Here is a 26,452-nt window from a genome sequence, read left to right as displayed (position 1 = left end):
GATTGGTTAAATTGAGGCTTAGAAGTAAGTGAGAACTATGAAGAGCATTTCCAACAAGCTGGCTTCTCTGCTGCTGATTGCCGGTGCATGGGTGGGCTCCGCAGCCCATGCCGTTCAGGACCTGCCTGGCGGCCCTGCAGTCAACCAGCTGAACCTGGCGCCGCCCGTCACCAAGATCGCAGAAGAGCAGCATTTTCTGCACTGGATGATGCTGATCATCTGCACGGTGATCTTTGTTGCAGTGTTCTCCGTGATGTTCTACTCGATCTGGAAGCATCGCCGCTCCAAAGGCGCGAAGGCTGCCAACTTCCACGAGTCGGTGACGGTTGAAGTGGTGTGGACCATTGTTCCGTTCATCATCGTGATCCTGATGGCCTTGCCCGCCACCAAGGTGCTGGTGGCCCAGAAGGACACCACCAACGCCGACCTCACGATCAAGACCACGGGCTACCAGTGGAAGTGGGGCTATGACTACATCACGGGCGAAGGCGAAGGCCTGGCGTTCATCTCCACGCTGGACAGCAGCCACCGCGTGATGTCCGACAGCGGCAACGTCAAGGACGCTCCCGTCAACTACCTGCTCAAGGTGGACAACCCCATGGTGGTGCCGGTCAACAAGAAGATCCGCATCATCACTACGGCCAACGACGTGATCCACGCCTTCATGGTGCCTGCCTTCGGCATCAAGCAGGACGCGATCCCCGGTTTCGTGCGTGACACCTGGTTCCGCGCCGAGAAGATCGGCGACTACTACGGCCAGTGCGCCGAGCTGTGCGGCAAGGAACACGCCTACATGCCCATCCACGTGAAGGTGGTGTCCGCCGAGGACTACACCGCCTGGGTGGCCGAACAAAAGAAGAAGGCCGCAGCCAAGCTGGACGACCCCACGAAGGTGTGGGCACTGGACGACATTCTCAAGCGCGGCGAGAAGGTGTATGCGGCCAACTGCGCCGCCTGCCACCAGGCCAACGGCAAGGGCGCTGGCCCCATCAAGCCCCTCGACGGCGCCGCCGTGGTGCTGGATGCCGATCATGCCAAGCAGATCCAGGTGCTGCTCAAGGGTCAGAACAACGGCGCCATGCCTGCATGGGCACAGCTGAGCGACACCGACATCGCCGCCGTGGTCACCTATACCAAGAACAACTGGTCCAACAAGACCGGCCAGCTGGTGCAGCCCGCTGAAGTTGTGGCCCAGCGTGGCAAGTAATCATCGCCCCATCGTATTGAGGAATTCACCATGAGCGCAGTACTCGACAACCACGGGCACGCTGGCGACCACGCACACGACGGCCACGACCACCATGGCCCCACCGGCTGGCGCCGCTGGGTGTTTGCCACCAACCACAAAGACATCGGTACGCTGTACCTGCTGTTCTCGTTCACCATGCTGATGGTCGGCGGCATCCTGGCCCTGCTGATCCGCGCCGAGCTGTTCCAGCCCGGCCTGCAACTGGTGAACCCCGAGCTGTTCAACCAGCTCACCACCATGCACGGCCTCATCATGGTGTTCGGCGCGATCATGCCGGCCTTCGTGGGCTTTGCGAACTGGATGATCCCGCTGCAGATCGGCGCATCCGACATGGCCTTTGCGCGCATGAACAACTTCAGCTTCTGGCTGATGATTCCCGCCGCGTTGATGCTGGTCAGCTCGTTCTTCATGCCCGGTGGCGCTCCCGCTGCGGGCTGGACACTGTACGCACCGCTGACGCTGCAGATGGGCCCTTCCATGGACGCTGGCATCTTCGCGATGCACATCCTGGGTGCCTCGTCCATCATGGGCTCGATCAACATCATCGTGACCATTCTGAACATGCGCGCCCCCGGCATGACGCTGATGAAGATGCCCATGTTCGCGTGGACCTGGCTCATCACTGCCTACCTGCTGATCGCCGTGATGCCTGTGCTGGCCGGTGCCATCACCATGACGCTGACGGACCGTCACTTCGGCACCAGCTTCTTCAACCCCGCCGGTGGCGGTGACCCGGTGATGTACCAGCACATCTTCTGGTTCTTCGGTCACCCCGAGGTGTACATCATGATCTTGCCGGCCTTCGGCATCATCAGCCAGATCGTGCCCGCGTTCAGCCGCAAGAAGCTGTTTGGCTATGCCTCCATGGTGTACGCCACCTCGTCCATCGCGATCCTGTCGTTCATCGTGTGGGCCCACCACATGTTCACGACCGGCATGCCCGTGACCGGCCAGCTGTTCTTCATGTACGCCACGATGCTGATCTCGGTGCCCACGGCCGTGAAGATCTTCAACTGGATCGCCACGATGTGGCGCGGCTCCATGACGTTTGAAACCCCCATGCTGTTTGCTGTGGGCTTCATCTTCGTGTTCACCATGGGCGGTTTCACCGGCCTGATCCTGGCCATGGCGCCCATCGACATCCAGCTGCAGGACACCTACTACGTGGTGGCTCACTTCCACTACGTGCTGGTGGCAGGTTCGTTGTTCTCCATGTTTGCTGGCGTGTACTACTGGCTGCCCAAGTGGACCGGTGTGATGTATTCCGAAACCCGTGGCCAGATCCATTTCTGGGGTTCGCTGATCACCTTCAACATCACCTTCTTCCCGATGCACTTCCTGGGCCTGGCTGGCATGCCCCGTCGTTATGCCGACTACCCCATGCAGTTTGCTGACTTCAACGCGATTGCCTCGGTGGGTGCGTTTGGCTTCGGTCTGATGCAGGTGTACTTCTTCCTGGCGGTCGTTGTGCCTGCCATGCGTGGCAACGGCGCCAAGGCCCCCGCCAAGCCATGGGACGGTGCCGAGGGCCTGGAGTGGGAAGTTCCTTCCCCCGCGCCTTTCCACACGTTTGAGAATCCTCCCAAACTGGACGCCACTGCAACCCGCGTGATTGGCTGAACACCATGTCCATGACCCCCGAGCAAAAAAAGAGCAACCTGCGGCTGGCGCTGATTCTGGCGTCCGTGGCGGTGGTGTTCTTTGTCGGGTTCATGGTCAAGGTGGTGTTGCTGTCTCGCTGAAGCCACTGGCCCACCCCATGAGCCTGCACCGCGAAAACGCCAAGATGGTCGGCAAGCTGGTCGTGATTGCGGCTGGCATGTTCGCCTTCGGCTACGTGCTGATCCCGATCTACAAGCACATCTGTGAGATGACGGGCATCAACATCCTGTCGCTGTCCGAGCGGCAGGTGCCTGGCAACGGTGTGGCTGGCAAGGATGTACGCGTACCCGCCAACACCCAGGTGGACAAGTCGCGCACCATCACCGTGGAGTTCGACGCGAACTCGCGCGGTCCCTGGGACTTCAAGCCAGCGCAGCGTTCTGTGCAGGTGCACCCTGGTGAACTGACGACTGTGATGTACGAGTTCCAGAACGTGCAGAACCGTCGCATGGCCGCTCAGGCCATCCCCAGTTACGCGCCCCGGCAGGCCGCTGCGCATTTCAACAAGCTGGAATGTTTTTGCTTCAATCAGTACACCTTGGAGCCGGGTGAAAAGAAAACCTGGCCCGTGGCGTTCGTGATTGATCCGAAATTGTCCAAAGACGTCACCACGATCACGCTGTCGTACACGTTCTTCGAGGTGGGCGGCAAGACGCCGGCAGCTCCCGAATCGACGGCGGCGGTGGTGGTGCCCGCGCCCAGCTCTGCAGGCATGCAAGGAGCCGGGTCATGAGTGCGCCCCTGGAGCCATCGGCAGACGTCAAGCCCTCGCAACGCAAGGGCTCGTTGCTGCGCACAGTGCGTGCAGTGGCATGGTCGCTGATTGGCTTGCGCAAAGGCAGCGAGTACCAGCAAGATGTCGAAAAGCTCAATCCGATTCACATCATCGTGGTGGGATTGATCGCGGTTTTCTTGCTCGTCATTGGTCTGATAGGGCTGGTGAACTGGATTGTGTGAGTGTGTGTTGGCTGGTTCGTGCGAACAAATACTGAAAACAAAGATTTTGAGAATCAGGAGCTGAAATGAGTGCATCAACCCACGGCGGAACCCCGTACTACTATGTGCCCGCCGAGTCCCGCCACCCGGTGATGGCCGCGGCCGGTCTGTTCTTTGTGATCCTCGGCGCAGGCCAGTGGATCAATGGCCACGACTGGGGTAAATATTCTCTGGCCGTGGGGCTGGTGTGGTGGCTGTTCACGCTGTACCAGTGGTTCGGCGACGCAGTGCGTGAGAGCGAAGGTGGTCTGTATGGTCACAAGATCGATCTGTCGTACCGCTGGAGCATGAGCTGGTTCATCTTCTCCGAGGTGATGTTCTTCGGCGCGTTCTTCACAGCCCTGTGGTGGGCACGCTCGCACTCGGTGCCTGCATTGGGCAGTCTGGACAATGCGCTGCTCTGGCCCGATTTCAAGGCCGTCTGGCCCAGCCTCGCCGCTGGCGCCACCGCTTCGCCGGCCGGCATCATCGAGCCCTTCCAGACGGTGGGCCCCTTCTGGCTGCCCACGATCAACACAGCGCTGCTGCTGACCTCCGGCGTGACGCTGACCATTGCCCACCACGCCCTGCGTGAAAACCAGCGTGGCAAGACCATCGGCTTCATGTGGGCCACGGTGCTGCTGGGTTTCGTGTTCCTGCTGGTGCAAGGTTATGAGTACTACCACCTGTACACCGACCTGAACCTCAAGCTCAGCTCGGGTGTGTTCGGCTCCACGTTCTTTATGCTCACCGGGTTCCACGGCTTCCACGTGTTCCTGGGCATGCTGATGCTGCTGGTGATTACGCTGCGCTTGCAAAAGGGCCACTTCACGGCTGACAAGCACTTTGGCTTTGAAGGTGCGGCCTGGTACTGGCACTTTGTGGACGTGGTGTGGCTGGGTCTGTACGTGCTGGTCTACTGGATGTAAGTCAGACCCGGACGCCATCAAAAAAAGCGCCTCGCGGCGCTTTTTTTGTTCCACCCTCTGCGTGCTGGCCAGTGGTGGCCTGTGATGGGCCCAAGCCCCCCAGGCTGCGGACCAAGCCCTCAGGTCAACGGGTGGCGGGCAGGCCGGTGGGCTGGATATATCCCAGCTGCCAGGCCACCAGAATGCACAAAAACAGCACGATGGACAGCCCGACACGCACCGCCAGCGCTTTGGCCATGTGGTTGCCCTTGCTCTTGTCGTCGCGCCCATTGCGCATCATGAAGAACAGGGCCGATGCCAGGCTGGCCAAAATGGCGAGGAACGCCAGCACTACGAGGTATTTCATGGAGCGCATTATCCTGTGACCCCCCTTCGTCGTCCTGTGGACCTGCGTTTTTGGCTCATTACCCTGGCTGCGGTGGTGGGCATGCTGGTCACCGCCTCTTTAGGGCGCTGGCAATTGTCGCGAGCCGCCCAGAAAGAATCGCTGCAGGCGATGCTGGATGCGCGCGCCACCTTGCCGGCCATTGATGGACGCGCGCTGACAGACCTGACTAACCAGACACCCGAGGCGCAACAGGCCCTCGTACACCGTGCTGTGGTGCTGCAGGGGCGCTGGTGGCCTGAGCACACGGTATATCTGGACAATCGGCAGATGCAGGGGCGCCCTGGGTTTTTTGTGCTCACGCCACTGCAGCTTTCTGGCGGGGGTGCTGGGGTGGTGCTGGTGCAGCGCGGATGGGTGGGGCGCAATTTTCAGGACCGCACCCAGCTGCCTTCCGTGACCACGCCGGCTGATACTGAGGTGCTCGTTCAAGGCCGCGTGGCCCTGGCGCCCTCGCGGCTGTATGAGTTCCAAGGGGGCAATAGCGCACAGGGGTCTTCCCGCATCCGGCAAAATCTCGACTTGGCAGCGTTCCGTACCGAAACCGGTCTGGCGCTCGCCCCCCTTACGGTGTTGCAGACAGGTCCGGCAGGCGACGCGGGCGATGACCTGCAACGCGACTGGCCTGTGGTCGGCGCAGGCGTCGAAAAACACTACGGTTACGCATTTCAATGGTTCGGGCTCTGCGGCCTGATAGCACTCCTTTATGTCTGGTTCCAAATCGTCCGACGGTTCATTCGCCCGCGCAGCCAGCCAGCCGCCTGATTCACAGGCGGGCGCCCGTGCAGAGCACCCGCTGGGGCTGACCGTGCACACCTTGCCCGAGGCGGGGGATGCGGTCGCCACCGTGCAGCGTGCGCGCCATGGGCGCTGGAAGATGCTGGGCGTGCTGCTGATCTGCGCGGCGCCGGTGGTTGCCTCGTACTTCACTTACTACGTGATCCGTCCGGAGGGGCGGCGCAATTACGGTGAGTTGATCAGTCCCCAGCGCACAGTGCCCGCGCTCATGGCCTCTACGCTCGATGGTGGGGCCGCCCGGCTGGAGGCCCTCAAAGGCCAATGGTTGCTGGTGAGCGTGGCGGGGGGCGACTGTGATCCGGCCTGCCAGAAGCACCTGTACCTGCAGCGCCAGCTGCGCGAGAGCCTGGGCAAGGAAAAGGACCGTGTGGACTGGGTCTGGCTGATCAACGACAACGCTTTGCCTCCGGCCGCCCTCACTCCCGCCCTGCAACAGGCCACCGTGTTGCGGGTGGACCCGGGCGCGCTCAAGGCTTGGCTGGAGCCTGCCCCGGGCCAGCAGCTGGCGGACCACCTCTATGTGGTGGACCCGATGGGCAACTGGATGATGCGTTTTCCGGCCGCCATGGACACCGGTGGCGCCGCCAAGGCCAAGCGTGACCTGGAGCGTCTGCTGCGCGCTTCTTCTTCGTGGGACGAGCCGGGGCGGCCGGTCAAGCCATGACCGATACCCAACCGCTGTACGACCTGGCTCCAGTGCTCGAGCTGATGCTGCTCGGCCTGGTGATCGCACTGGGGCCGCTGGTCTGGGTGTGGGCGCGTAACCGCCGCAGCTCTCCCATGCGGCGCCTGCAGGCGCTCACGGTGCTCACGTTGTTCCTCACATTTGATCTGGTGCTGTTTGGCGCTTTCACGCGCCTGACCGACTCGGGCCTCGGTTGCCCCGACTGGCCTGGCTGCTATGGCAGTGCCAGCCCGGTGGGCGCCCGCGCCGAGATTTCAGCCGCCCAGCAGGCCATGCCCACCGGCCCGGTGACCCACGGCAAGGCCTGGATCGAGATGATCCACCGTTACCTCGCCACGGGGGTGGGGGTGCTGATCATCGTCATCACTGTCTCCTCCTGGGTGCAGCAGCGGCGTGCCCGGCGCGATGGCGGGCAGGCGCCTCCGCTCAGTCCCTGGTGGCCCACGGTGACCTTGTTTTGGGTGTGCCTGCAGGGTGCGTTTGGCGCGCTCACGGTGACCATGAAGCTCTTTCCCGCCATCGTCACCCTGCACCTGATCGGTGGCCTGGTGCTGCTGGCCCTGTTATGTGTGCAAGCGGTACGACACACCCACAGTGCCCAGGGGCGTTCACCGGTGGCCCTGTCCCCCGCGCTGCGCTGGGGGCTGGTGGTGACCTCGCTGCTGCTGGCCCTGCAGGTGGTGCTGGGTGGCTGGGTCAGCACCAACTACGCGGTGCTGGCATGCACCACCTTTCCTACCTGTCAGGGCAGCTGGTGGCCCGCCATGGAGTTTGCGCAAGGCTTCCAGATCTGGCGCAAGCTGGGCCTGTTGCAAGACGGCAGCCACATCAGCTTTGCTGCGCTCACCGCCATTCACTACGTGCACCGCCTGATGGCCTATGTGGTGCTGCTGGCGCTGGGCCTGGTGGCCTGGCGCTTTCACCGCAGTGGCGTGCTGCCCACGCAGGCGCGTTGGATCGGCGGGCTGACCTTGCTGCAACTGGTGACGGGTTTGTCCAACGTGGTGCTGGACTGGCCCCTGGTGGCGGCGGTGCTGCACACCGGAGGCGCTGCTGCCCTGGTGGTGGTGCTGACCTGGGCCCTGTTGTCCAGCCGCGCGGCACCTGCGCCCCAAGAGTTTTCCGCGCCTACGGGCGCATCGAGAGTATCTGCATGAGTGTTGCCCCCTCCGCCGTTGCTGCGCCGCCCTCGCGGTTCCAGCAGTTTTATGCGCTGACCAAGCCCCGCGTGGTGCAGCTCATCGTCTTTTGTGCGCTGATCGGCATGGTGCTGGCTGTGCCCGGCCTGCCCAACGCTGCGCAACTGGGCCACATGGCGCTGGCCTGCCTGGGCGTGTGGCTGGTGGCTGGTGCTGCAGCCGCGTTCAATTGCATCGTCGAGCAAGGCATTGACGCCAAAATGAAGCGCACCGCCTGGCGGCCCACGGCCAAGGGCGAGCTGTCCAACGCGCAGACCCTGCTGTTCTCGGCCGTACTCTGTGCCGCCGGCTCCCTGCTGCTGTATGTCTGGATCAACCCGCTGACCATGTGGCTCACCTTTGCCACCTTTGTGGGTTACGCGGTGGTCTACACCGTGATCCTCAAGCCCTTGACGCCCCAGAACATCGTCATTGGCGGTGCCTCGGGGGCCATGCCGCCGGTGCTGGGTTGGGCGGCCATGACCAACGATGTAGGGCCCGAGGCGCTTATCCTCTTCCTCATCATCTTTTTGTGGACGCCACCGCATTTCTGGGCGTTGGCCCTGTACCGGGTGGAGGATTACCGCAAGTCTGGCCTGCCCATGCTGCCCGTCACGCACGGCAACGAGTTCACGCGGTTGCAAGTTTTCTTGTACACGCTGATCCTGCTGGCGGGGTGCATGATGCCCTTCATCTACGGCATGAGTTCCTGGATTTATCTGGTTGCCGCCGTGCTCCTCAGTCTGGGTTTCTGCGGCTACGCGTTCGCGCTGTGGCGCAATTATTCGGACGCTCTGGCCCGCAAGACCTTCCGCTTCTCCCTTATCCACCTGAGCGTGCTGTTTGCGGCACTGCTGGTGGACCACTATGTGCTGTGATGATCTCCATGCAGAAACGAAACGCTCTTCAATTGATAGCGGCTGGTGCAATATCCATATGCGCTACAGGCCTCCTGAGTGCATGTTCCGAGAAAAAGGCCGAATTCCGCGGCGTGGACGTCACCGGCGCTGAGTACGCCCGCGACATTCCACTGACCGACCACAACGGCCAGCCACGCCACATCAAGGACTTTGCCGGCAAAGTGGTGGTGGTGTTCTTCGGCTACACCCAGTGCCCCGACGTGTGTCCCACGTCGATGCAGGAGCTGGCCGAGGTCAAGCAGATGCTGGGCAAGGACGCAGGCCGTCTGCAGGGCATTTTTGTAACGGTGGACCCGGAGCGCGACACGCCCGAAGTGCTCAAGGCCTACATGGCCAACTTCGACCCGAGCTTCTTGGCGCTGCACGGCACACCCGAGCAACTGGCCGCCGTCGCCAAGGACTTCAAGATCTATTACAAGAAAGTCGATGGCAAGACGCCCACCAGCTACACCATGGACCACTCTGCAGGTAGCTACGTGTACGACCCCGCAGGGCGCCTGCGGGTCTACAACCGCTATGGCAGCGGCGCACAGGCCCTGGCGGCCGATGTGAAGGTGTTGTTGGCCGAGGCCGGGGGCTGAGCCCCTCCAGCCCCTGAGTGACCCGGGGCCTGTGTCAGGCCGCCGTTATGCGAGGCACTGTGCGGCCCCGCATGAGTTGATGCTCTTGGGCCTTATTCGGCCTTGATGCCCCGCATCGCAATCACGCCGCCCAGCAGATTGGTGTCGGCCTTGATGCGGTTGGCCAAGCCTTCGGGAGACGAGCCCACCGTCTGCCACCCCTGCTGAAATAGCTTGCTGCGCACGTCTTCGCTGCGGCCGATCTCGCTGATCAGCGCGGCCAGCTTGGCCTGGATGGGCTTGGGCATGGTGGAAGGTGCTGCGAAGGCGTTCCAGATTTCCAGGTTGAAGTTGCTGATGCCTGCCTCGGCCAGGCTCGGCACCTCGGGTGCCAGCGGGCTGCGCCCGGAGGAGGTCACGCCGATCGCGCGCAGCTTGCCCGCACGCACCTGGGCCTGCGCCAGCGCCGGGGGCAGCAGCGCCATCTGCAGCTGGCCGCCCAGCATCGCGTTGGCCACCTGCGGATAGCCAGGGTAGGGCACATGCACGGGGTTGATGTTGCTGCGCGCCTTGAGCAGCTCGGTGCCGATGTGGCCCACCGTACCCACGCCTGGCGTGCCGTAGCTCCACTTGTCACCACCATTGCGTGCTGCCACGAAGAAGTCGCGGGCACTGCTGTTGGCGGCCACGCCGGGCTGGTTGACGGGTGCAGTCAGGATCAGCGGTGAAGTGCCGATCAGGCTCAGCGGTGCCAGGTCCTTGATCGGGTCATACGGAACCGCCGGGTTCAGCAGCTTGGCAATCGTCATGTTGCCGTTGATCATCAGCCCGATGGTGTGATCGTCACGGGCCTTGGCCACTGCGTCGGCGCCAATGTTGCCGCCTGCGCCCACCTTGTTGTCCACAATCACGGGCTGGCCCAGGGCCTTGGACAGGGGTTCCGAGAACGTGCGTGCCGTCAGGTCCGGCGACGAGCCCGCAGGAAAGCCCACGATGATCTTCAGCGGCTTGGTGGGCCAGGCCAGCGGCGCGGGCGCAGTGGCAGCAGCCTTGCCGGCGCTTTGCGCCAGGGCCCAGGGGGACGCGGCAGCCAGCGCGATCAACAGCGAAGCACGGCGGGAAACACGGCCAGGAAAGGCGGGACGTGAGGGCATGGGGTGCAATCTCCTTGAAGAATATTCGGGGGCCCAAACGACGCGGGGCCCCAGAACTGGGGCCCCGCGAGGCAACTTCTGCAGCCGGGGATATTAACCCCGCTGCCCGGACCGGTCAGGCGTATTCGGCCAGGGCCTTTTTCATCTTCTTCATGGCAGCCACTTCGATCTGGCGAATGCGCTCGGCGCTCACGCCGTACACCGCCGCCAGGTCGTGCAGCGTCATGCCGCCGCTGCCGTCGTCATTGACCTTGAGCCAGCGCTCTTCCACGATGCGGCGGCTGCGGTCGTCCAGGCTGGCCAGCGCGTTGGCAATGCCGTCGGTAGCCAGGGCGTCGCGTTGGCGCGACTCGATCATGGCCGTGGGCTCGTGCGACGCATCGGCCAGGTAGGCAATGGGGCCAAACGCCTGCTCGCCATCGTCGGCGGGGGCCGGGTCCAGCAATACATCGCCACCCGCCATGCGGGTTTCCATTTCGATGACTTCTTCGCGCTTCACATTGAGCTGCGCGGCCACGGCGTCGATCTCATGGTCCGACAGGGTGTCGCGGTGCGTGGCGGCATCGGCGGCCGATGCATCGGCCTTGAAGCCCTGCTTCATGGAGCGCAGGTTGAAGAACAGCTTGCGCTGCGCCTTGGTGGTCGCCACCTTGACCATGCGCCAGTTCTTCAGGATGTATTCGTGGATCTCGGCCTTGATCCAGTGCATGGCGTAGCTCACCAGGCGTACGCCCTGGTCGGGGTCGAAGCGCTTGACGGCCTTCATCAGGCCCACATTGCCTTCCTGGATCAGGTCGCCATGGGGCAGTCCGTAGCCCAGGTACTGGCGTGCAATCGAAACCACGAGGCGCAGGTGCGACATCACCAGCCGGCCGGCGGCGTCCAGATCGTTGTTGTCCTTGAGCTGGCGTGCGTAAGTCTGCTCTTCTTCGTGCGTGAGCAGGGGCAGGCGGTTGACGGCCGAAATGTAGGCGTCCAGATTGCCCAAGGGGGGCACCAGCGCCCAGGGATTGGCGGGCGCCAGAGACATCGTCGCGGTTCCAGATTGAATGTTCATTCCGGGAATCCTTTCCTCTAAGCCATGATATTAGCACTCTCTATGATTGAGTGCTAAGCCCGGAGTTCCCGTCGGGTTGCTCATTGATACCGTTGGACTTTTTTGAGTCAAATTGCCATCAAGCGCCAGTGTTTCATGCCTGTGAAGCTATAAAAATCATAGTAGCGGACTGTCGCTGCAATACCGTCAGACGGTCAGATCCACCTGCTGCACTGTGCCTACGCTGCCGTTTTCCCGCAGGTAGGCGCTGGTGGAGCGCACGGTGCCCAGGCTGGCGTTGTCGGCGGTGCGCAGGGCAAAAGGGGTGGCGATGGCGTTGGTGGAGAGTGCGCCCACGCCCACGTCGGCCAAGGTGCGCAGGCTGCCGGCGCCCTCGGCGCCATCCGCCGACGGGGTCCATACCTGCAGCTGCTGAAAGACCGGGTCCGCCTCGTCAATCCAGCCGTTGCCGTCGCTGTCATAGGCGGCCAGTTCGGCAAAGCCGTTGCCGGTGCCGGGGCCGAACAGCTCCCGGCCGTTGTCGATGCGGCTGTTGTGGTTCAGGTCCAGGGCCAGGTAGCCCCGGTTGCCTGAGAGCAGGGGCACGTTGTCGGTCTGGCCGTCGCTGTCCAGGTCGAACGCAAAGCGCAGGTCCTGCAACTGCGCGGCCGAGCCGTCGAAGTTGATGACCAGCGGGTCTACCGCCACAGCGTCGCCCAGGCGCAGGCTGAACGATGATTCCTGGCGGTAGCTGCGCTGCATATATAGCTGCAGGCTGAAGCGGATTTCCCGCCCGTCGGCGGTGCGCACGGTGCCCTGGGCGGCAAACTGGGTGCTTTCGGTTTCTACGACCACTTCGCGCTGCTCCACCAGCAGGCCCCACCCGGCACGGGGACGGCCTGCATCGGCGGTCGGCGTCGTGTCGGGGCGGCTGGCGGGTGGGGAAGGTGCGGGTTCCGTCTGGCCGGTGTACACCCGCACCTGCACGCCCGTCATGCGGGCAATCAGGTCGCGGATCATGGCCAGCTGGGGTGTCAGGCCGTCGCTGGGGCTGCTGCCGGGCGCGGCATCTGCGGCATGGTTGGGGTCGATGGCCTCCTGGGCGGCGCGGGCCAGGCGTGCTGTGCTAGAAATTTGTACGGCCGGGGTCGCTCGGGTAAGGCCAGGGGCACTGGTGGGGCGGCGATCGCCGACCCAGGCTTCAAAGTGGCTGCTTTGGGTGTGCACGCGGCTGGCAACGTGCTGGGCCTGCATCTGCAGGGCGGACGATTCAATCTTCATGGGACACCTCCAGGGCTTCCACACAGAGATATCGACGCCACGGAGAAAGAACTTGAATGTTGCCTTGCCCTCTTTCTGGCTTCCTTTTGCCGGGTACCCGATGGCTGGCGTGGTGGCAGTCTCCGCCCCCCCCCGCTACACCTCTTGCCGCACCCGGCTTTCAAAGTCTTCGAGCGTCAGCGGGCGGCCAAACAGGTAGCCCTGGAAAGCCTGGCAGCCATGGGCCAAAAGAAACTGGTAGTGGGCGGTGGTCTCCACCCCCTCGGCAATCACGGACAGGCCCAGGCTGCCAGCCAGCGCGATGATGGAGCGGGCGATAGCCGCGTCGCTGGCGTCCAGCAGCACGTCGCGCACAAAGCCTTGGTCGATCTTGATCTGGTCCAGTGGCAGGCGCTTGAGGTAGCTGAGCGACGAGTAGCCCGTGCCAAAGTCGTCCAGCGAAAACCCCAGGCCATGGGCCTTGAGGGCGCGCATGGTGGCAATCACGCTGTCCACGTTGTCCAGCAGCAGGCTTTCGGTCAGCTCCAGTTTGATCTGCGCGGGGTTGGCGCCGGTCTGCTGCACCAGCGCCAGCACCTGGGCCACAAAGTCGTCTTGCAGAAACTGGCGTGCGCTCACGTTGATGGCAAGGCTCAGCTGCGCAAACTGCGGGTCTTGTCGCCAGCGGGCCTGCTGGCGCAGGGCGGTTTCCATGACCCAGTGGCCCAGTGGCAGGATGAGGCCCGATTCTTCCGCCAGCGGAATGAACTCCAACGGCGGCACCATGCCCTGGACCGGATGCTGCCAGCGCACCAGGGCCTCTGCGCCGGTCACGCGCCCCTGGCTGTCCACCTGCGGCTGGTACAGCAGCAGGAACTGCGCGCGCCGCAGGCCGTTGTGCAGCTCGGTTTCCAGCAGGGCGCGGCGGTTCACGGCCTGCTGCATGTCGGGGTCAAAAAAGCGCAGTGTGTTGCGCCCGGCGTCCTTGGCACGGTACATGGCCATGTCGGCCTGCTTGAGCACCTCGTCCACCGAGTCGCGCTGGTGGTTGAGCAGGGTCACGCCGATGCTGGCGGTGAAGTGGTGTTCGTGCCCCGCCAGCTCGTAGGGCTGGCGCAATTGCGCCAGGATCAGCTCGCCCAGCGTGCGCGCCTGCGCAGCGGCCTCGGGGGCGTCACTGCTCAGGTTCTGCAGCACCACCACAAACTCGTCACCTCCGAGGCGGGCCACGGTGTCCTGCTCGCGCACACAGCTGCGCAGGCGCTGGGCAACGTCCTTGAGCAGCAGGTCGCCCACCTCATGGCCCCGGGTGTCGTTCAGGGTCTTGAAGTTGTCCAGGTCCACAAACAGCACGGCCGTGGTGAGGCCCGAGCGCGCACCGTTGACCAGCACCTGCTGCAGCCGGTCCACCAGCAGGCGGCGGTTGGGCAGTTGCGTGAGTGCGTCGTAGAACGCCAGGTAGCGTGCCTCGTCCTCGGCGGCCTTGCGGCCCGAGATGTCGATGTCGATGCAGAACATCTCGGGCGGGTGCCCCGGCACCTGGATGTAGGCATGGCTGGAGAACACATGCACCGGCGTGCCGTCCTTGCGCTGCAGTTGCAGCTCGCCCGCCGGGATCACCTCGCCGGTGGCGAACATGTGCTGCATGTGTGCCCGCACGCCGTCGCGCATTGGCGGCGGGATGATGAGGTCGAGCAGATTGCCGCCCAGGGCTTCTTCGGCCGTGTAGCCGTACAGCTGCTCGGACGCCTGGTTCCAGTAGCTGGTGGTGCCGTCCTGCAGGTAGCCTTGCACCGAGATGGACGGGATATTGCGCAGCAGCGAGCGAAAACGCAGCTCGGACTCGCGCAGCGCACTTTCAGCCTGCTTGCGCTTCGTGATGTCGCGGGCGAGGAACACCACAGCCGCCTGGCCACCCACCTGCACGCCCAGGGGCTGGGTGCGTCCTTCGAACTGGCGCAGCCCTGACAGGGTCTGCAGCTCGTATTCCACGCTGTGGGTCTGGCCAGACTGCAGCGTGTCCTGGATGAGCGCCATGAACCGTTCTGCCTGCTCGGCGGGCAGCACATCGTGCAGCCGTTTACCTACCAGCTCGGGGGCGCTGGCGACCAGGGTGGCGTCGTTGGGGGACAGTACCTCCACATACCGGCCCTGGGCATCCAGCACCAGCAGCACATCGGGGATGGCCTGCGTGATGGCATGCAGGCGGGCTGCCGTGCCAGTGAGTGCACGCTCGGTGGCCATGCGTTGCTCCACATCGTGCAGCAGCAGGCCCAGCACCACAGTGGCTGGGGTGAAGGTCAGCAGATAGGGCAGGGCCAGCGTCTGGTTGATGCGCTGCACGGCCTCGGCGGGCAGCAGCTGAAACAGCGCGATCACCGCCGTGTGCAGCAGCAGCCCGAACAGTGCGAGGGGGACGGGCTCCACTCCCAGCCGCCCCCGGGCGCGGCCCTCGCGGTACACCAGCCCCATGGCTGTGCACAGCACGATCACCATCAGCCCCACCTCGGCACCCGCGCCCCCCAGCCACAGGCGCCCGGTGGCCGCCATCAGCGCCGCAATGCCCGCCACCAGCGGGCCGCCAAACAGGCCGGCCATGCTCAGCACCACCGAGCGCGCGTCAAAGATCACGCCCGGCATCAGCACCACCGGGGTGAGCATGCCCACCACGCAGATCCCGCCGAAGATCAGCCCCGAAAAGACCTGGCCTACCCACGGGTGCTGGCGCCAGACGCGGATGTTGAACCCATGCAGAAAGCACAGCGCCAGCAGCAGCGCAACGCCTTTGACCAGCTCAATGAACATGGGCCTCCGTGCTTTCCGAGGGGAAAGCCCATGATGGAGGAAACGTTGCGATCCGTAAACGTGTAAATGGCCCCGGATGGGGCCATTGCTCACAAGGTTGAGGGGAGATCGCGAGGCTCAGCTCAGCAAAGCCTGGGCAAATTCGCGGGCGTTGAAGGTTTCCAGGTCTTCGAGCTTTTCGCCCACACCGATGAAATACACCGGGATGGGGCGTTCCTGCGCGATGGCGGCCAGCACGCCGCCCTTGGCCGTGCCGTCCAGTTTGGTGACGATCAGGCCGGTGAGCTGCAGCGCATCGTCAAACGCGCGCACCTGGGCCAGCGCGTTCTGGCCGGTGTTGCCGTCGATCACCAGCAGCACCTCGTGCGGGGCGGTGGCATCGGCCTTGGTGACCACGCGGCGGATCTTTTTCAGCTCCTCCATCAGGTGCAGCTGCGTGGGCAGGCGGCCGGCGGTGTCCACCAGCACCACATCCTTGCCGCGCGCCTTGCCGGCGGTGACGGCATCAAAGCTCACGGCGGCAGGGTCGCCGCCTTCCTGGCTCACGATCTCGACCGTGTTGCGGTCGGCCCACACGCCCAGCTGCTCGCGGGCAGCGGCGCGGAAGGTGTCGGCGGCGGCCAGCAGCACGGCGGCGCCTTCATCCGCCAGGTGCTTGGTGAGCTTGCCGATGGAGGTGGTCTTGCCCGCGCCGTTCACGCCGGCCACCATGATCACGGTGGGGGTGTGCTCGCCAATCACCAGGGCTTTTTCGAGCGGGCGCAGCAGGTCGGCCAGCGCGTCGGCCAGCAGGCCCTTGACTGCCGCAGGGTCGGTGGTCTTGCTGTCCTTCACGCGGCGCTTGAGGTCCGTCAGCAGGTGCGTGGTGGCTTTCACGCCGGTGTCGGCCATCAGCAGGGCCTCTTCCAGCTCCTCATACAGCGCGTCATCAATCTGCGTGCCGGTGAAGACGGTGGCAATGCTGCTGCCAGTCTTGCGCAGGCCCGCCTTGAGGCGGTCCAGCCAGCCTTTGCGCTCAAGCGCCGGGGCAGGGGGCGCAGCCGAGGTTGCGGGTGCTGCCACTGGCGCAACCGGTGGTGTGGCGGGCGTGGGTGGTGCAACCGGCGCAGGTGCAGCAACGGAAATCGGGGGCGCCACGGGGGGCAATGCAGGGCTTGTAACCACCGGAGCAGCGGCGGGCGTCGTGGCTGCCGGTGCTGCAGGGGGCGGTGGGGTGACGACCGGTGCCACCGGAGGCATCGCCACGGGCGCTGGCGGGGTCACAGTGACGGGCGCTGGTGCTGCGGGGGGCGGCGCAGCGGGCTCAGGGGCTTTGTTGCCAAACGGGTTGCGCAGCCAGCCAAAGCCTGCCGGGGCGGGCGCCGCCACGGGAGCCGGTGTAGCGGGCGCTGGCGGGTTGAGGGTAGCCACGGGCGGCGTGGCGGGCAGGGGGGGCGCTACGGGCGCAACCAGGGTGGGCGCCGGTGCGCCTACCGGCTGGGCCGGGGCGGGCACATCGGTGGGGGCGGGCGAAGGAGCGGGCTTTTTCTTGAAAAAACTGAACATTGGCGGGTTCTTAGAATCACCCCATTCTATGAAACGCGCTTTCACCCTACTGGGCCTGCTGGCCTGCCTCTCGTCCGGGGCTGCCTTTGCGGCAACCACCCCGGTGTCTCAACCCTCCACCACGCCGTCCGCCACGGCCTCTGGCGCGCAGCAGTTCACGCTCAAAAACGGCATGCAGCTCATCGTCCAGCCCGACCGCCGCGCCCCGACGGCGGTGCACATGGTCTGGGTGCGTGTGGGCTCGATGGACGAGGTGGACGGCACCTCGGGCGTGGCCCATGCGCTGGAGCACATGATGTTCAAGGGCACCAAGTCCCTGCCGCCGGGTGAGTTCTCGCGCCGCGTGGCGGCGCTGGGCGGGCGGGAGAACGCATTCACCAGCCGCGACTACACCGGTTACTACCAGCAGATCCCGTCCAACCGGCTGGAGGACGTGATGAAGCTCGAATCGGACCGGTTTGCCAACAACCACTGGCCCGACGAGGAGTTCAAGAAAGAGATCGAGGTCGTCAAGGAGGAGCGCCGCCTGCGCACCGAAGACCAGCCCCGGGCCGTGCTGGCCGAACAATTGTTTGCCGCCACCTTCAATGCGTCGCCCTACCGCCGCCCCATCGTGGGCTGGATGAGCGACCTGGACGCGATGACGCCTGATGACGTGCGCGCCTTCCACCGCCAGTGGTACACCCCCACCAACGCCGCCGTGGTGGTGGCGGGCGATGTGGATGTGGCCCAGGTGCGTGCGCTGGCCGAAAAGTATTACGGCAGCCTGCCCGTGCACGCGCTGCCCGCGCGCAAACCGCGCACCGAGCCCGAGCAAAAGGGCCTGCGCCGCATTGCCGTCAAGGCCCCGGCAGAGCAGGCCTATGTGGCCCTGGCCTTCCGCGCGCCCAGCCTGGACCGCGTGGACAACCTCACCGACGAAGACCGCGACGCCCTCGCGCTGATGGTGCTCTCGGCCGTTTTCAATGGCTATGACGGTGCCCGGCTGGACCGCGCACTGACCCAGGGGCCCAACCGCGTGGCCGACAGCGCCAGCAGCTCCGCCATGGTCACCGGGCGCGGACCCAGCCTGTTCATGCTCAGCGGCGTGCCCGCTGCGGGCAAGACCGCCCAACAGGTCGAAGACGCGCTGCGCGCCGAGGTGACCCGTGTGGCCAAGGATGGGGTGAGTGAGGCCGAGCTGAACCGCGTGAAGACGCAATGGATCGCCTCCACGGTGTACGAGCGCGACTCGGTGATGAGCCAGGCGCAGGAGCTGGGGGGCAACTGGGTGCAGGGCTTTCCCCTGGACGCCAACGAGCGCCTGCTGGCCCTGCTGCGCACCGTGACCCCTGCGCAGGTGCAGGCCGTGGCTGCCAGGTATTTTGGCGACGACCAGCTCACCGTGGCCACGCTGCTGCCCCAGCCCCTGGACGCCCCCCGCGCCCGTCCCCAGCTGCCCCCGGGCGCTGCCATCCGCTGAACCCGCCCTGCGGAAACTGCCCATGATTACTATCAAAAACATAGCTGTCCGTGCTTTATGCACTAGCGCTATCGCCCTTTTTTCTTCCAATTCGGCCTGGGCGCTGCTGCCCATCCAGCACTGGACGGAGCCCAATGGGGCCAAGGTCTACCTGGTCGAAAGCCCGGTCATCCCCATGGTGGATGTGCAGATCGACTTTGACGCCGGCACGCGCCGCGACCCGGCAGGCCAGTCCGGCCTGGCCAATGCGGTGGCGGCCATGGCGAGCAAGGGCGTGAAAGCCGGGCGCGACGCCACAGCCGAGCCCGCGCTGGACGAAAACGGCCTGGGCGAGGCCTGGGCCGACCTGGGCGCCAGCTTTGAAGCCAATGCCGACAACGACACACTGCACTACGTGCTGCGCTCGCTGACCGACCCGCCGCTGCTCGAGCGCGCCGCACGCCTGGCGGCCCGCCAGATTGCCGAGCCCGTGACGACCGAAGACGTCTGGCAACGCGACCGCGCCCGCTGGAGTGCCAGCCTGAAAGAAGCCAACACGCGCCCCGCCACCGTGGCCAACCACGCGTTTGCCGCTGCGGTGTATGGCAGCCACCCCTACGGCGTGCGCACCACCGAAGAAACGTTGGCCCGCATCAGCGTGGCCGACATGCAGGCCTTTCACGCACAGTACGTGGCCGCCTGCCGCGCCAAGGTCAGCATCGTGGGCGCCGTATCGCGCGCCCAGGCGCAGACGCTGGTGGCCACGCTGCTGTCGCGCCTGCCTGCCACTGCAGGCTGCGCACCGCTGCCGCCCGTGGGCGAGGTGGTAGCGCTGACGGCGCCTGCCGAGAAGACCATCCCGTTCGCGTCGGCCCAGGCCCATGTGCTGATCGGCCAGCCGGGCTTCCAGCGCCGCGACCCGGACTTCCTCGCGCTGCTGGTGGGTAACCACATCCTGGGCGGCGGCGGTTTTGTGTCGCGCCTGACCCACGAGGTGCGCGAAAAGCGCGGCCTCTCCTACAGCGTCTACAGCTACTTCGCCCCCGGCCTGCACGCCGGGGCCTTCACCGTGGGCTTGCAGACGCGCCCCGACCAGGCCGCCCAGGCAGTGCAGGTCTCGCGCGACGTGATCGCCCGCTTTGTGGCCGAAGGCCCCACCGAGGCCGAGCTGCGCGCCGCCAAGGACAACCTCATCGGCGGCTTTGCGCTGCGCATCGACAGCAACAAGAAGCTGCTGGGCAACGTGGCCAACATCGCGTGGAACGACCTGCCCCTGGACTACCTGGACCAGTGGGCCAAAAAGGTCGAGGCCCTGACGGTGGCCGATGTGCGCACCGCCATGGCCCAAAAGCTGCAACCCGGTCGCATGGTGACGGTGGTGGTGGGAGGCAAGCAGCCATGAGCCGCTCCACCCTGCGCGGCAGCGCCATCACCGCCGAAATCCGCAAGGCCCAGGCCGCAGCCGCTGCGGCCCCTGTGGACCCCAAGGCCACCAAGAAAAACGCCAAGGACAAAGCTGCGGCGGCTGCCGCCCCCAAGGGCGCGGGCGAAATCCGCATCATTGGCGGGCAATGGAAGCGCACCCGCCTGCCCGTGGCGCAGCGCCCCGGCTTGCGCCCCACGCCCGACCGGGTGCGCGAAACGCTCTTCAACTGGCTTGGCCAGGACCTCTCTGGCTGGCGCTGCCTGGACGCTTTTGCGGGCACCGGTGCGCTGGGGCTGGAAGCCGCTTCGCGCGGCGCCGCGTCGGTACAACTGGTGGAAAGCGATGCTGCACTGGTGGCCCAGCTGCAGGTGCTGCAAGCGAAGCTGCAGGCCAGCGCTGTGCGCGTGCAGCGCGGCGACGGCGTAGCCGCCCTCAAGCAGGCCGCACCTGCCAGTGTGGACCTGGTGCTGCTGGACCCGCCCTTTGACGGCGACCTGTTTGCGCCCGCTCTGCAAGCCGCAGCCAAGGCTGTGGCCGCCCAGGGCTTTATTTACCTCGAAGCGCCCCGCGCCTGGACGGACGAGGAACTGGCCGGGAGCGGCCTGGCCGTGTACCGGCATCTGAAGGCTGGCGCCGTGCACGCACACCTGCTGCGCCCTGTGGCAGCCACCACAGAATGAGCCAACGCCGGTTCATGTTGCACTGCACTGCATAATGCGCGCACGCGGCCCGGCGGGCCCTGCGGGGAGCGCCCCGGGGGCCGGGGCCAACGTCAATCGCCAGACAGGAGACAACCAGCCATGGCCCAGAACGTGCTCGCCGTGTACCCCGGAACCTTTGACCCCATCACGCTGGGCCATGAAGACGTGGTGCGCAGGGCCACCCAGTTGTTTGAACGTGTGATCGTGGCCGTGGCGGCGGGCCACCACAAGAAGACCCTGTTCTCGCTGGAAGAGCGCATCGAGATGGTGCGCGAGGCCGTGAAGATGTATCCCCAGGTGCAGGTCGAGCCCTTCTCGGGCCTGCTGCGCGACTTTGTGGTGTCGCGCGGCGGCAAGGCCATGGTGCGTGGCCTGCGTGCCGTGACCGACTTTGACTACGAGTTCCAGCTGGCGGGCATGAACCGCAGCCTGATGCCGCAGGTGGAGACCGTGTTCCTGACCCCCAGCGACAAGTACCAGTTCATCAGCAGCACCTTTGTGCGCGAGATTGCGGTGCTGGGCGGTGAGGTGACCAAGTTCGTGTCGCCCTCGGTCGAAGAGCGGCTGGCGGTCAAGGTGCGCAGCCTGGCGGCGCCGGGCGGCTGAGGACACTGTCCGAAACGCACAAGGATCCCCGGTTGTGGCTCCTTTTTGCCGATAGCGCTAGTGCAATATGCCTTGAATGCTATCAAAATCATAGTATGTAGATTCTGTTGCATCAGTCCATGGCGGGCGGCAGCTGCGTTGCAATGGCCTGGGCCTGCGCGCGTAGGGCCTCCAGCATGGGCACCACCTCGGGCAGCGGCGGGCGGTACAGCGGCAGCAGCGCTGTCACGCTGAACGGGATAGAAAACGCCAGCCGCCGCAGCACCAGCCGCTCGCTGGCGGCGGCCAGGGCGGTGACCGGGTTGACGATGGCGATGCCCAGGCCCTGCTCGACCATGGCGCACACCGCGGCGGCGCTATGGGTTTCCACGCGCAGCGTGCGCTCGACGCCCGCCTCGGTAAGCCGGGCGTCGATCAGGCGGCGGTAGGGGTCGTCGGCCGAGAGGCTCACAAAAAATTCACCGGCAAAGTCGCCGAGTTGCAGCACCGGCTGGCGTGCCAAAGCGTGGTGGGCGGGCAGCACGGCCACCTCGTCCAGGGTCAGCAGCACCTCGGCCCGTGTGCCCGGCGGGGCGGTGGTCTGTTCGCACAGGCCCAGATCAAACCGCTGGGCACTCATCCATTCTTCGAGCAGGGGCGATTCCTGCGGTGTGACGGACAAGCGTGCCTCGGTGTGCGCCTGCATCAGCCGTGCCGCCGCACCTGGCAGCAGTGCATGGGCCAGCGCGGGCAGGCAAAGCACCGACAGTTGCACGGCCCCCGACCGGCCCAGGGCCACGGCCCGGTCCACCACACGCTCCAGCCCCTGCCACGAGCGCTGCACCTCGTCCCACAGCGCCAGCGCCCGGGCGTTGGGGCGCAGTCGGCCTTGCACGCGCTCGAACAGCGCATAGCCCAGCAGCGATTCGAGCCGCGCCAGCTCGCGGCTCACGGTGGGCTGCGAGCTGTGCAGCAGGTCGGCCGCACCCGTGGCGCTGCCAGCGGTCATCACGGCCCGAAAGACCTCGATGTGGCGGTGGGTGATGCGGTGGGCCAGGGGCGTGTCGGTCGGTCCGGTCATGCATGGAGCATATCCATATTGAATGGATGGCGTAAATCAAAGCATTCGACTGAATACATAGATGGCGGCATCATCCGCGCATCGTTCTCGCCTTCTGCCTTTGGAGCTTCCCCATGTCCAACCCTTTCTCCCCCGCCCAGCTCTGGGCCCTGGCCGACCAGTTCGGCACCCCGCTATGGGTGTATGACGCGGCCACCATCCGCCAGCGCATTGCGCAGGTGTCCAATTTCGAGACCATCCGTTTTGCGCAAAAGGCCTGCTCCAACATCCATATCCTGAAGCTCATGCGCGAGCAGGGCGTGAAGGTGGATGCCGTTTCGCGCGGCGAGATCCTGCGTGCGCTGGCGGCGGGCTATGTGGCGGGTGGCGAGCCTTCGGAGATCGTCTTCACCGCCGACCTGTTCGACGCCGCCACGTTGGACTGCGTGGTGGAGCACGGCGTGCCCGTGAACGCAGGCTCCATCGACATGCTGCACCAGCTGGGCGCGCGTTCGCCCGGCCATGCGGTGTGGCTGCGCATCAACCCCGGCTTTGGCCACGGCCACAGCAACAAGACGAACACGGGTGGCGAGCACAGCAAGCACGGCATCTGGCACACCGACCTGCCTGCGGCGCTGGATGCGATCAAGCAGCATGGCCTGAAGCTGGTGGGCCTGCACATGCACATTGGCTCGGGTGTGGATTACAGCCACCTGCAGGAAGTGTGTGGCGCCATGGTCAACCTGGTGCGCACGGCGCATGCGGCAGGGCATGACCTGCACGCCATCTCCGCCGGTGGTGGTCTGTCCATCCCCTACCGCAGCGGCGACCCCGTGGTCGACACGCAGCATTACCACGGCCTGTGGGACGCCGCGCGCCAGCAGGCCGAGGCCATCGTGGGCCACAAGCTCGGCCTGGAGATCGAGCCCGGCCGCTTCCTGGTTGCCGAATCGGGCGTGCTGCTGGGCCAGGTGCGCGCCACCAAGAACGCGGGCAACAACCACTTTGTGCTGGTTGATACCGGCTTCAACGAACTCATGCGCCCGTCCATGTACGGCAGCTACCACGCCATGAGCGTGCTGCGGCGTGATGGCTCCACGGCGGCCGAACACCCCACGGTGGTGGCGGGCCCGCTGTGCGAGTCGGGCGACGTGTTCACCCAGGGCGACGGCGGCGTGGTGCTGCCGCGCGACCTGCCCGCCGCGCAGGTGGGTGATCTGCTGGTGATCCACGACACCGGGGCGTACGGCGCCAGCATGTCCTCCAACTACAACACGCGGCCTTTGATTGCCGAGGTGCTCGTGGATGGCGGCCAGGCCCGCCTGATCCGCCGCCGCCAGACGGTGGACGAGCTGCTGGCGCTGGAGTTGGGGCTGTAAGCCAGGCCGCAGCGCTGCTCAGGGGCGCCGCGGGCCGAGCCGGCAAGAGGTGCGGGTAGGTGAGGGCCTACGGGTTTGGGGTGCAAAGCCGGACAAGCACCAGCCGGGGTGAGAAATACAGTGAAACCACCTGAACTTCTCACCTTTCAAGGAGATCCCCATGCCTCTCATTGCCTGGCTACTTGGCGTCCCGCTGTCGGTTGTGCTGCTGCTGATGCTGTTTGGGGTGTTTTGAATCCACCCGCGGAGCGCATGGCATCAGCGCCACCAAACAAAAGACCCCTGTGGAATTCCGCAGAGGCCTTTTGTTTTGGGCATCACTATTGGGGTCACATCAACTCGGACGCGGGCCCGCGCCCCATCAGCGTGACGACCGCATCGGCCGGCGTGAGCTGGCCATCCAGCAGCGCCACCACCGCGCGGGTGATGGGCATGTCCACCCCCAGCTGGGCCGCCCGCTGCGCCACGGTGCGGGCGCTGTAAACGCCCTCGGCCACATGGCCCAGCGACTCGACGGCCTGCGGCAGGGTTTTGCCCTCGGCCAGCAGCATGCCAACGCGCCGGTTGCGCGACAAGTCGCCCGTGGCGGTCAGCACCAGGTCCCCCAGGCCCGACAGGCCCATGAAGGTGTCGGGCCGCGCGCCCAGCGCCAGGCCCAGCCGCGTCATCTCGGCCAGGCCGCGCGTGATGAGCGCGGCGCGGGCGTTCAGCCCCAGCGCCAGCCCGTCGCACAGACCGGTGGCAATGGCCAACACGTTCTTCACCGCGCCACCCACCTCCACGCCCACGATGTCCTCGTTGGCATACACGCGCACGCTCGGGCTGTGGAAGGCGCTGACCAGCGCATCACGCACCTGCGCATGGGGACTGGCAGCCACCAGGGCGGTGGGCTGGCCCAGCGCCACTTCTTGCGCAAAGCTGGGGCCGCTAAATACGCCTGCTATCAGTTCAGGAGCTACCAGGGCTTGTACTTCGTGCGCTAGCAGCCCAAAAGACGTGGAATTGCCAGCGGTTGCAGCCTCAAAGCCCTTGCACAGCCAGGCCACAGGGGCAGCGCAGCCATGCAAGGCCTGCAGCATGCCGCGCAAAGCCGCCATGGGTGTGGCCACGATGACGAGGTCGGCCCCGGTCCACAGCGCCGCAAAGTCGCCATGGGCCAGAGTGAGGGAGGGGGGGAGGGTGATGCCGGGCAGGTAACGCGCGTTCTGCCGCTGCGTCTGCATCTGGGCTGCCTGGGCGGCATCGCGCGCCCACAAGGTGACGGCATGGCCTGCGGGGTGCTGGGCGGCACTCATGGCCACCGCTGTCCCCCAGGCTCCAGCGCCCAATACTATGATTTTCATAGCTGTATGCGCTTATTCATCCAGCACTACAGGCAAAAATGCCTGTAAATGCTTACTGCGTGATGATGGGCGAGGCCTGGCCTGCGGCCTGGGCTTGCTGTTGCTCGTACATGGCCTGGAAGTTGATTTCGGCCAGGTGCACGGGCGGGAAGCCAGCGCGGTTGATCACGTCGGCCACATTGCCGCGCAGGTAGGGGTACACGATCTGGGGGCAGGCGATGCCCATGATGGGGCCCATCTGGTCTTCGGGCACGTTGCGGATTTCGAAGATGCCGGCTTGCTTGGCTTCGACCAGGAACACAGTCTTGTCCTTGATCTTGGTCTGCACGGTGGCGGTCACAGCCACTTCAAAGATGCCTTCGGCCACGGGGGTGGCTTCCACGCCCAGCTGGATGTCCACGCTGGGTTGCTCTTGTTCGAGCAGGATGGCGGGGGAGTTGGGCTGCTCCAGCGACATGTCCTTGAGGTAGACGCGCTGGATCTGGAACACGGGGTTTTCTTGGTCGGCCATGGTGAAGTCTCTTTGCTCTTACGAAATTGCTAGCAAAACAAAACCCGCCGGGGAGCAGCTCCCGCAGCGGGCACATGGGGCTGCATTATGCAGCGCCCAGACAGGGGGTCAGGCGCCGAGCAAGGGCATCAGCTCGCCACGGCTGTCCAGCGCCACCAGATCGTCGTGGCCACCCACATGGGTGTCGCCGATGTAGATCTGCGGCACCGTGCGGCGACCGGTGATTTCCATCATGTGGCTGCGCGCGGCGGGGTCTGTGTCGATGCGGATCTCTTCGATCTGCTCCACGCCCTTGGACTTGAGGATCTGCTTGGCCCGGATGCAATAGGGGCAGACGGCGGTGGTGTACATCTTCACGGGTTGCATGGCGAACCTTCCTCTTTCTTCCTGTGGGACTGAAAAACCAGTCGCAAGACTAGCGCTGACCGAATAACTGGGGGCGGATCAGGCTTTTTCCACAGGCAGGCTGGCTTCGCGCCAGGCCTTCATGCCACCGGCGAGTGCCTGGGCGTTGTCGTAGCCCAGTTTTTTGGCAATGGCGACGGCGCGGTTGGCGCGTGCGCCGCTGGCGCACACCAGCACCACGGGCAGGGCCTTGTTCTTGATCACGGCGGGCAGGCGCTCTTCGAGCTGGGACACGGGCACGTTCTTGGCGCCAGTCACGTGGCCCGTGGCGAATTCCTCGGCTTCGCACACGTCGATGACCACCGCTTTTTCGCGGTTGATGAGCTGCACGGCGCGTGCTGGCGTCAGCGAACCGCCACTGGCGTTCTTGAGGACCGGCCACAGCAACATGCTGCCCGAAGCCAGTGCAACGAGGAACAGATACCAGTTATCAATAATGAATTTCACGAAGCTTCCTTGG

27 protein-coding genes are annotated in these 26,452 nt (G+C 65.2%); 16 read left to right on the top strand and 11 right to left on the bottom strand.

The features are described 5' to 3' along the window. Positions 1-37: 37 nt before the first annotated feature. The 6 genes from coxB (at position 38) to ASC83_RS18515 (ending at position 4,815) form a co-directional block, all read left to right on the top strand. Positions 38-1,207, top strand: coding sequence for a cytochrome c oxidase subunit II (gene coxB / locus ASC83_RS18535; protein ID WP_056066003.1), 1,170 nt, complete (start codon positions 38-40; stop codon positions 1,205-1,207). A gap of 30 nt (positions 1,208-1,237) precedes the next feature. Continuing rightward, positions 1,238-2,869: a cytochrome c oxidase subunit I gene (gene ctaD, locus ASC83_RS18530; protein WP_056066001.1), complete on the top strand. Its 1,632-nt coding sequence runs from the start codon at positions 1,238-1,240 to the stop codon at positions 2,867-2,869. An 11-nt stretch (positions 2,870-2,880) separates the two neighbouring features. Then, a complete protein-coding gene (locus ASC83_RS24365) occupies positions 2,881-2,991 on the top strand; it encodes a cytochrome oxidase small assembly protein (protein WP_225581085.1) in 111 nt (36 codons plus the stop codon). A gap of 17 nt (positions 2,992-3,008) precedes the next feature. Continuing rightward, the gene (locus ASC83_RS18525) at positions 3,009-3,644 is read left to right on the top strand and encodes a cytochrome c oxidase assembly protein (RefSeq protein WP_056065997.1); all 636 of its coding nucleotides are present in this window, start codon (positions 3,009-3,011) and stop codon (positions 3,642-3,644) included. Further along, entirely contained in the window at positions 3,641-3,868 is a 228-nt protein-coding gene (locus ASC83_RS18520) for a DUF2970 domain-containing protein (protein WP_056065993.1), read from the top strand. The genes ASC83_RS18525 and ASC83_RS18520 overlap by 4 nt, the downstream gene beginning before the upstream one ends. Before the next feature lie 65 nt (positions 3,869-3,933). Next, complete coding sequence (locus ASC83_RS18515) at positions 3,934-4,815, top strand: cytochrome c oxidase subunit 3 (protein WP_056065990.1); 882 nt, start codon at positions 3,934-3,936, stop codon at positions 4,813-4,815. 124 nt (positions 4,816-4,939) lie between these two features. On the opposite strand, the gene ASC83_RS18510 is transcribed toward ASC83_RS18515, so the two are convergent. Next, positions 4,940-5,161, bottom strand: a complete 222-nt coding sequence (locus ASC83_RS18510; protein WP_056065987.1) for a twin transmembrane helix small protein — start codon at positions 5,159-5,161, stop codon at positions 4,940-4,942. A 15-nt stretch (positions 5,162-5,176) separates the two neighbouring features. Between ASC83_RS18510 and ASC83_RS18505 the strand changes: the two genes are divergently transcribed. Genes ASC83_RS18505 through ASC83_RS18485 form a run of 5 tightly spaced genes read left to right on the top strand, consistent with a single transcriptional unit; the run spans position 5,177 to position 9,362 of the window. Continuing rightward, entirely contained in the window at positions 5,177-5,965 is a 789-nt protein-coding gene (locus tag ASC83_RS18505; protein WP_056065983.1) for an SURF1 family protein, read from the top strand. Further along, positions 5,907-6,662, top strand: a complete 756-nt coding sequence (locus tag ASC83_RS18500) for a hypothetical protein (RefSeq protein ID WP_056065980.1) — start codon at positions 5,907-5,909, stop codon at positions 6,660-6,662. Before ASC83_RS18505 ends, ASC83_RS18500 begins: the two co-directional genes overlap by 59 nt. Then, positions 6,659-7,840, top strand: coding sequence for a heme A synthase (locus ASC83_RS18495; RefSeq protein ID WP_056065978.1), 1,182 nt, complete (start codon positions 6,659-6,661; stop codon positions 7,838-7,840). The genes ASC83_RS18500 and ASC83_RS18495 overlap by 4 nt, the downstream gene beginning before the upstream one ends. After that, positions 7,837-8,739 carry a heme o synthase gene (gene cyoE / locus ASC83_RS18490; RefSeq protein WP_056065972.1) on the top strand — a complete coding sequence of 301 codons (903 nt, stop codon included), beginning with the start codon at positions 7,837-7,839 and terminating at the stop codon, positions 8,737-8,739. The genes ASC83_RS18495 and cyoE overlap by 4 nt, the downstream gene beginning before the upstream one ends. A gap of 8 nt (positions 8,740-8,747) precedes the next feature. Continuing rightward, a complete protein-coding gene (locus tag ASC83_RS18485; RefSeq protein WP_156379561.1) occupies positions 8,748-9,362 on the top strand; it encodes an SCO family protein in 615 nt (204 codons plus the stop codon). Positions 9,363-9,454: 92 nt separating this feature from the next. On the opposite strand, the gene ASC83_RS18480 is transcribed toward ASC83_RS18485, so the two are convergent. The 5 genes from ASC83_RS18480 to ftsY form a co-directional block, all read right to left on the bottom strand. Next, entirely contained in the window at positions 9,455-10,495 is a 1,041-nt protein-coding gene (locus ASC83_RS18480) for a tripartite tricarboxylate transporter substrate binding protein (protein WP_056065969.1), read from the bottom strand. A 115-nt stretch (positions 10,496-10,610) separates the two neighbouring features. Then, positions 10,611-11,552: an RNA polymerase sigma factor RpoH gene (rpoH, locus tag ASC83_RS18475; RefSeq protein WP_056065967.1), complete on the bottom strand. Its 942-nt coding sequence runs from the start codon at positions 11,550-11,552 to the stop codon at positions 10,611-10,613. Between the two features lie 186 nt (positions 11,553-11,738). Further along, on the bottom strand, positions 11,739-12,812 hold the full coding sequence (locus ASC83_RS18470; protein WP_056065964.1) for a hypothetical protein: 1,074 nt from the start codon (positions 12,810-12,812) through the stop codon (positions 11,739-11,741). Between the two features lie 135 nt (positions 12,813-12,947). Continuing rightward, positions 12,948-15,596 carry an EAL domain-containing protein gene (locus ASC83_RS18465; protein ID WP_056065961.1) on the bottom strand — a complete coding sequence of 883 codons (2,649 nt, stop codon included), beginning with the start codon at positions 15,594-15,596 and terminating at the stop codon, positions 12,948-12,950. Positions 15,597-15,713: 117 nt separating this feature from the next. Further along, the gene (ftsY, locus tag ASC83_RS18460) at positions 15,714-17,141 is read right to left on the bottom strand and encodes a signal recognition particle-docking protein FtsY (protein ID WP_056065958.1); all 1,428 of its coding nucleotides are present in this window, start codon (positions 17,139-17,141) and stop codon (positions 15,714-15,716) included. Positions 17,142-17,169: 28 nt separating this feature from the next. Here ftsY and ASC83_RS18455 point away from each other — a divergent pair, with 28 nt between their 5' ends. From ASC83_RS18455 to coaD, 4 genes are all read left to right on the top strand, one after another. Then, a complete protein-coding gene (locus ASC83_RS18455) occupies positions 17,170-18,603 on the top strand; it encodes a pitrilysin family protein (RefSeq protein ID WP_056065955.1) in 1,434 nt (477 codons plus the stop codon). 22 nt (positions 18,604-18,625) lie between these two features. Next, a complete protein-coding gene (locus ASC83_RS18450) occupies positions 18,626-19,984 on the top strand; it encodes a pitrilysin family protein (RefSeq protein WP_056065953.1) in 1,359 nt (452 codons plus the stop codon). Then, positions 19,981-20,688: a 16S rRNA (guanine(966)-N(2))-methyltransferase RsmD gene (gene rsmD / locus ASC83_RS18445; RefSeq protein WP_056065950.1), complete on the top strand. Its 708-nt coding sequence runs from the start codon at positions 19,981-19,983 to the stop codon at positions 20,686-20,688. The genes ASC83_RS18450 and rsmD overlap by 4 nt, the downstream gene beginning before the upstream one ends. A gap of 120 nt (positions 20,689-20,808) precedes the next feature. Beyond that, positions 20,809-21,315 (top strand): pantetheine-phosphate adenylyltransferase, encoded by a 507-nt coding sequence (gene coaD, locus ASC83_RS18440; protein ID WP_056065946.1) that lies wholly within the window; start codon positions 20,809-20,811, stop codon positions 21,313-21,315. Between the two features lie 112 nt (positions 21,316-21,427). On the opposite strand, the gene ASC83_RS18435 is transcribed toward coaD, so the two are convergent. Beyond that, positions 21,428-22,375, bottom strand: coding sequence for a LysR family transcriptional regulator (locus ASC83_RS18435; RefSeq protein WP_056065942.1), 948 nt, complete (start codon positions 22,373-22,375; stop codon positions 21,428-21,430). 113 nt (positions 22,376-22,488) lie between these two features. On the opposite strand from ASC83_RS18435, the gene lysA reads away from it, so the two are divergent. Further along, on the top strand, positions 22,489-23,733 hold the full coding sequence (gene lysA / locus ASC83_RS18430; RefSeq protein ID WP_056065940.1) for a diaminopimelate decarboxylase: 1,245 nt from the start codon (positions 22,489-22,491) through the stop codon (positions 23,731-23,733). 329 nt (positions 23,734-24,062) lie between these two features. Here lysA and ASC83_RS18425 read toward each other — a convergent pair whose 3' ends face one another. The 4 genes from ASC83_RS18425 to ASC83_RS18410 all read right to left on the bottom strand — a co-directional run bounded on the left by ASC83_RS18425 (position 24,063) and on the right by ASC83_RS18410 (position 26,439). Then, the gene (locus ASC83_RS18425; protein WP_056065937.1) at positions 24,063-25,076 is read right to left on the bottom strand and encodes an NAD(P)H-dependent glycerol-3-phosphate dehydrogenase; all 1,014 of its coding nucleotides are present in this window, start codon (positions 25,074-25,076) and stop codon (positions 24,063-24,065) included. Between the two features lie 52 nt (positions 25,077-25,128). Further along, positions 25,129-25,587 carry a protein-export chaperone SecB gene (secB, locus tag ASC83_RS18420; protein ID WP_056065935.1) on the bottom strand — a complete coding sequence of 153 codons (459 nt, stop codon included), beginning with the start codon at positions 25,585-25,587 and terminating at the stop codon, positions 25,129-25,131. A gap of 108 nt (positions 25,588-25,695) precedes the next feature. Beyond that, positions 25,696-25,953 (bottom strand): glutaredoxin 3, encoded by a 258-nt coding sequence (gene grxC / locus ASC83_RS18415; RefSeq protein ID WP_015015481.1) that lies wholly within the window; start codon positions 25,951-25,953, stop codon positions 25,696-25,698. A 78-nt stretch (positions 25,954-26,031) separates the two neighbouring features. Further along, complete coding sequence (locus tag ASC83_RS18410) at positions 26,032-26,439, bottom strand: rhodanese-like domain-containing protein (RefSeq protein ID WP_056065931.1); 408 nt, start codon at positions 26,437-26,439, stop codon at positions 26,032-26,034. Positions 26,440-26,452 lie beyond the last annotated feature (13 nt).

Source organism: Acidovorax sp. Root402 (assembly GCF_001425125.1).
Lineage (GTDB): Bacteria > Pseudomonadota > Gammaproteobacteria > Burkholderiales > Burkholderiaceae_C > Acidovorax > Acidovorax delafieldii.
The sequence above is the reverse complement of the archived record's forward strand: the minus strand, read 5'-3'. Positions and strand labels throughout refer to the sequence as shown.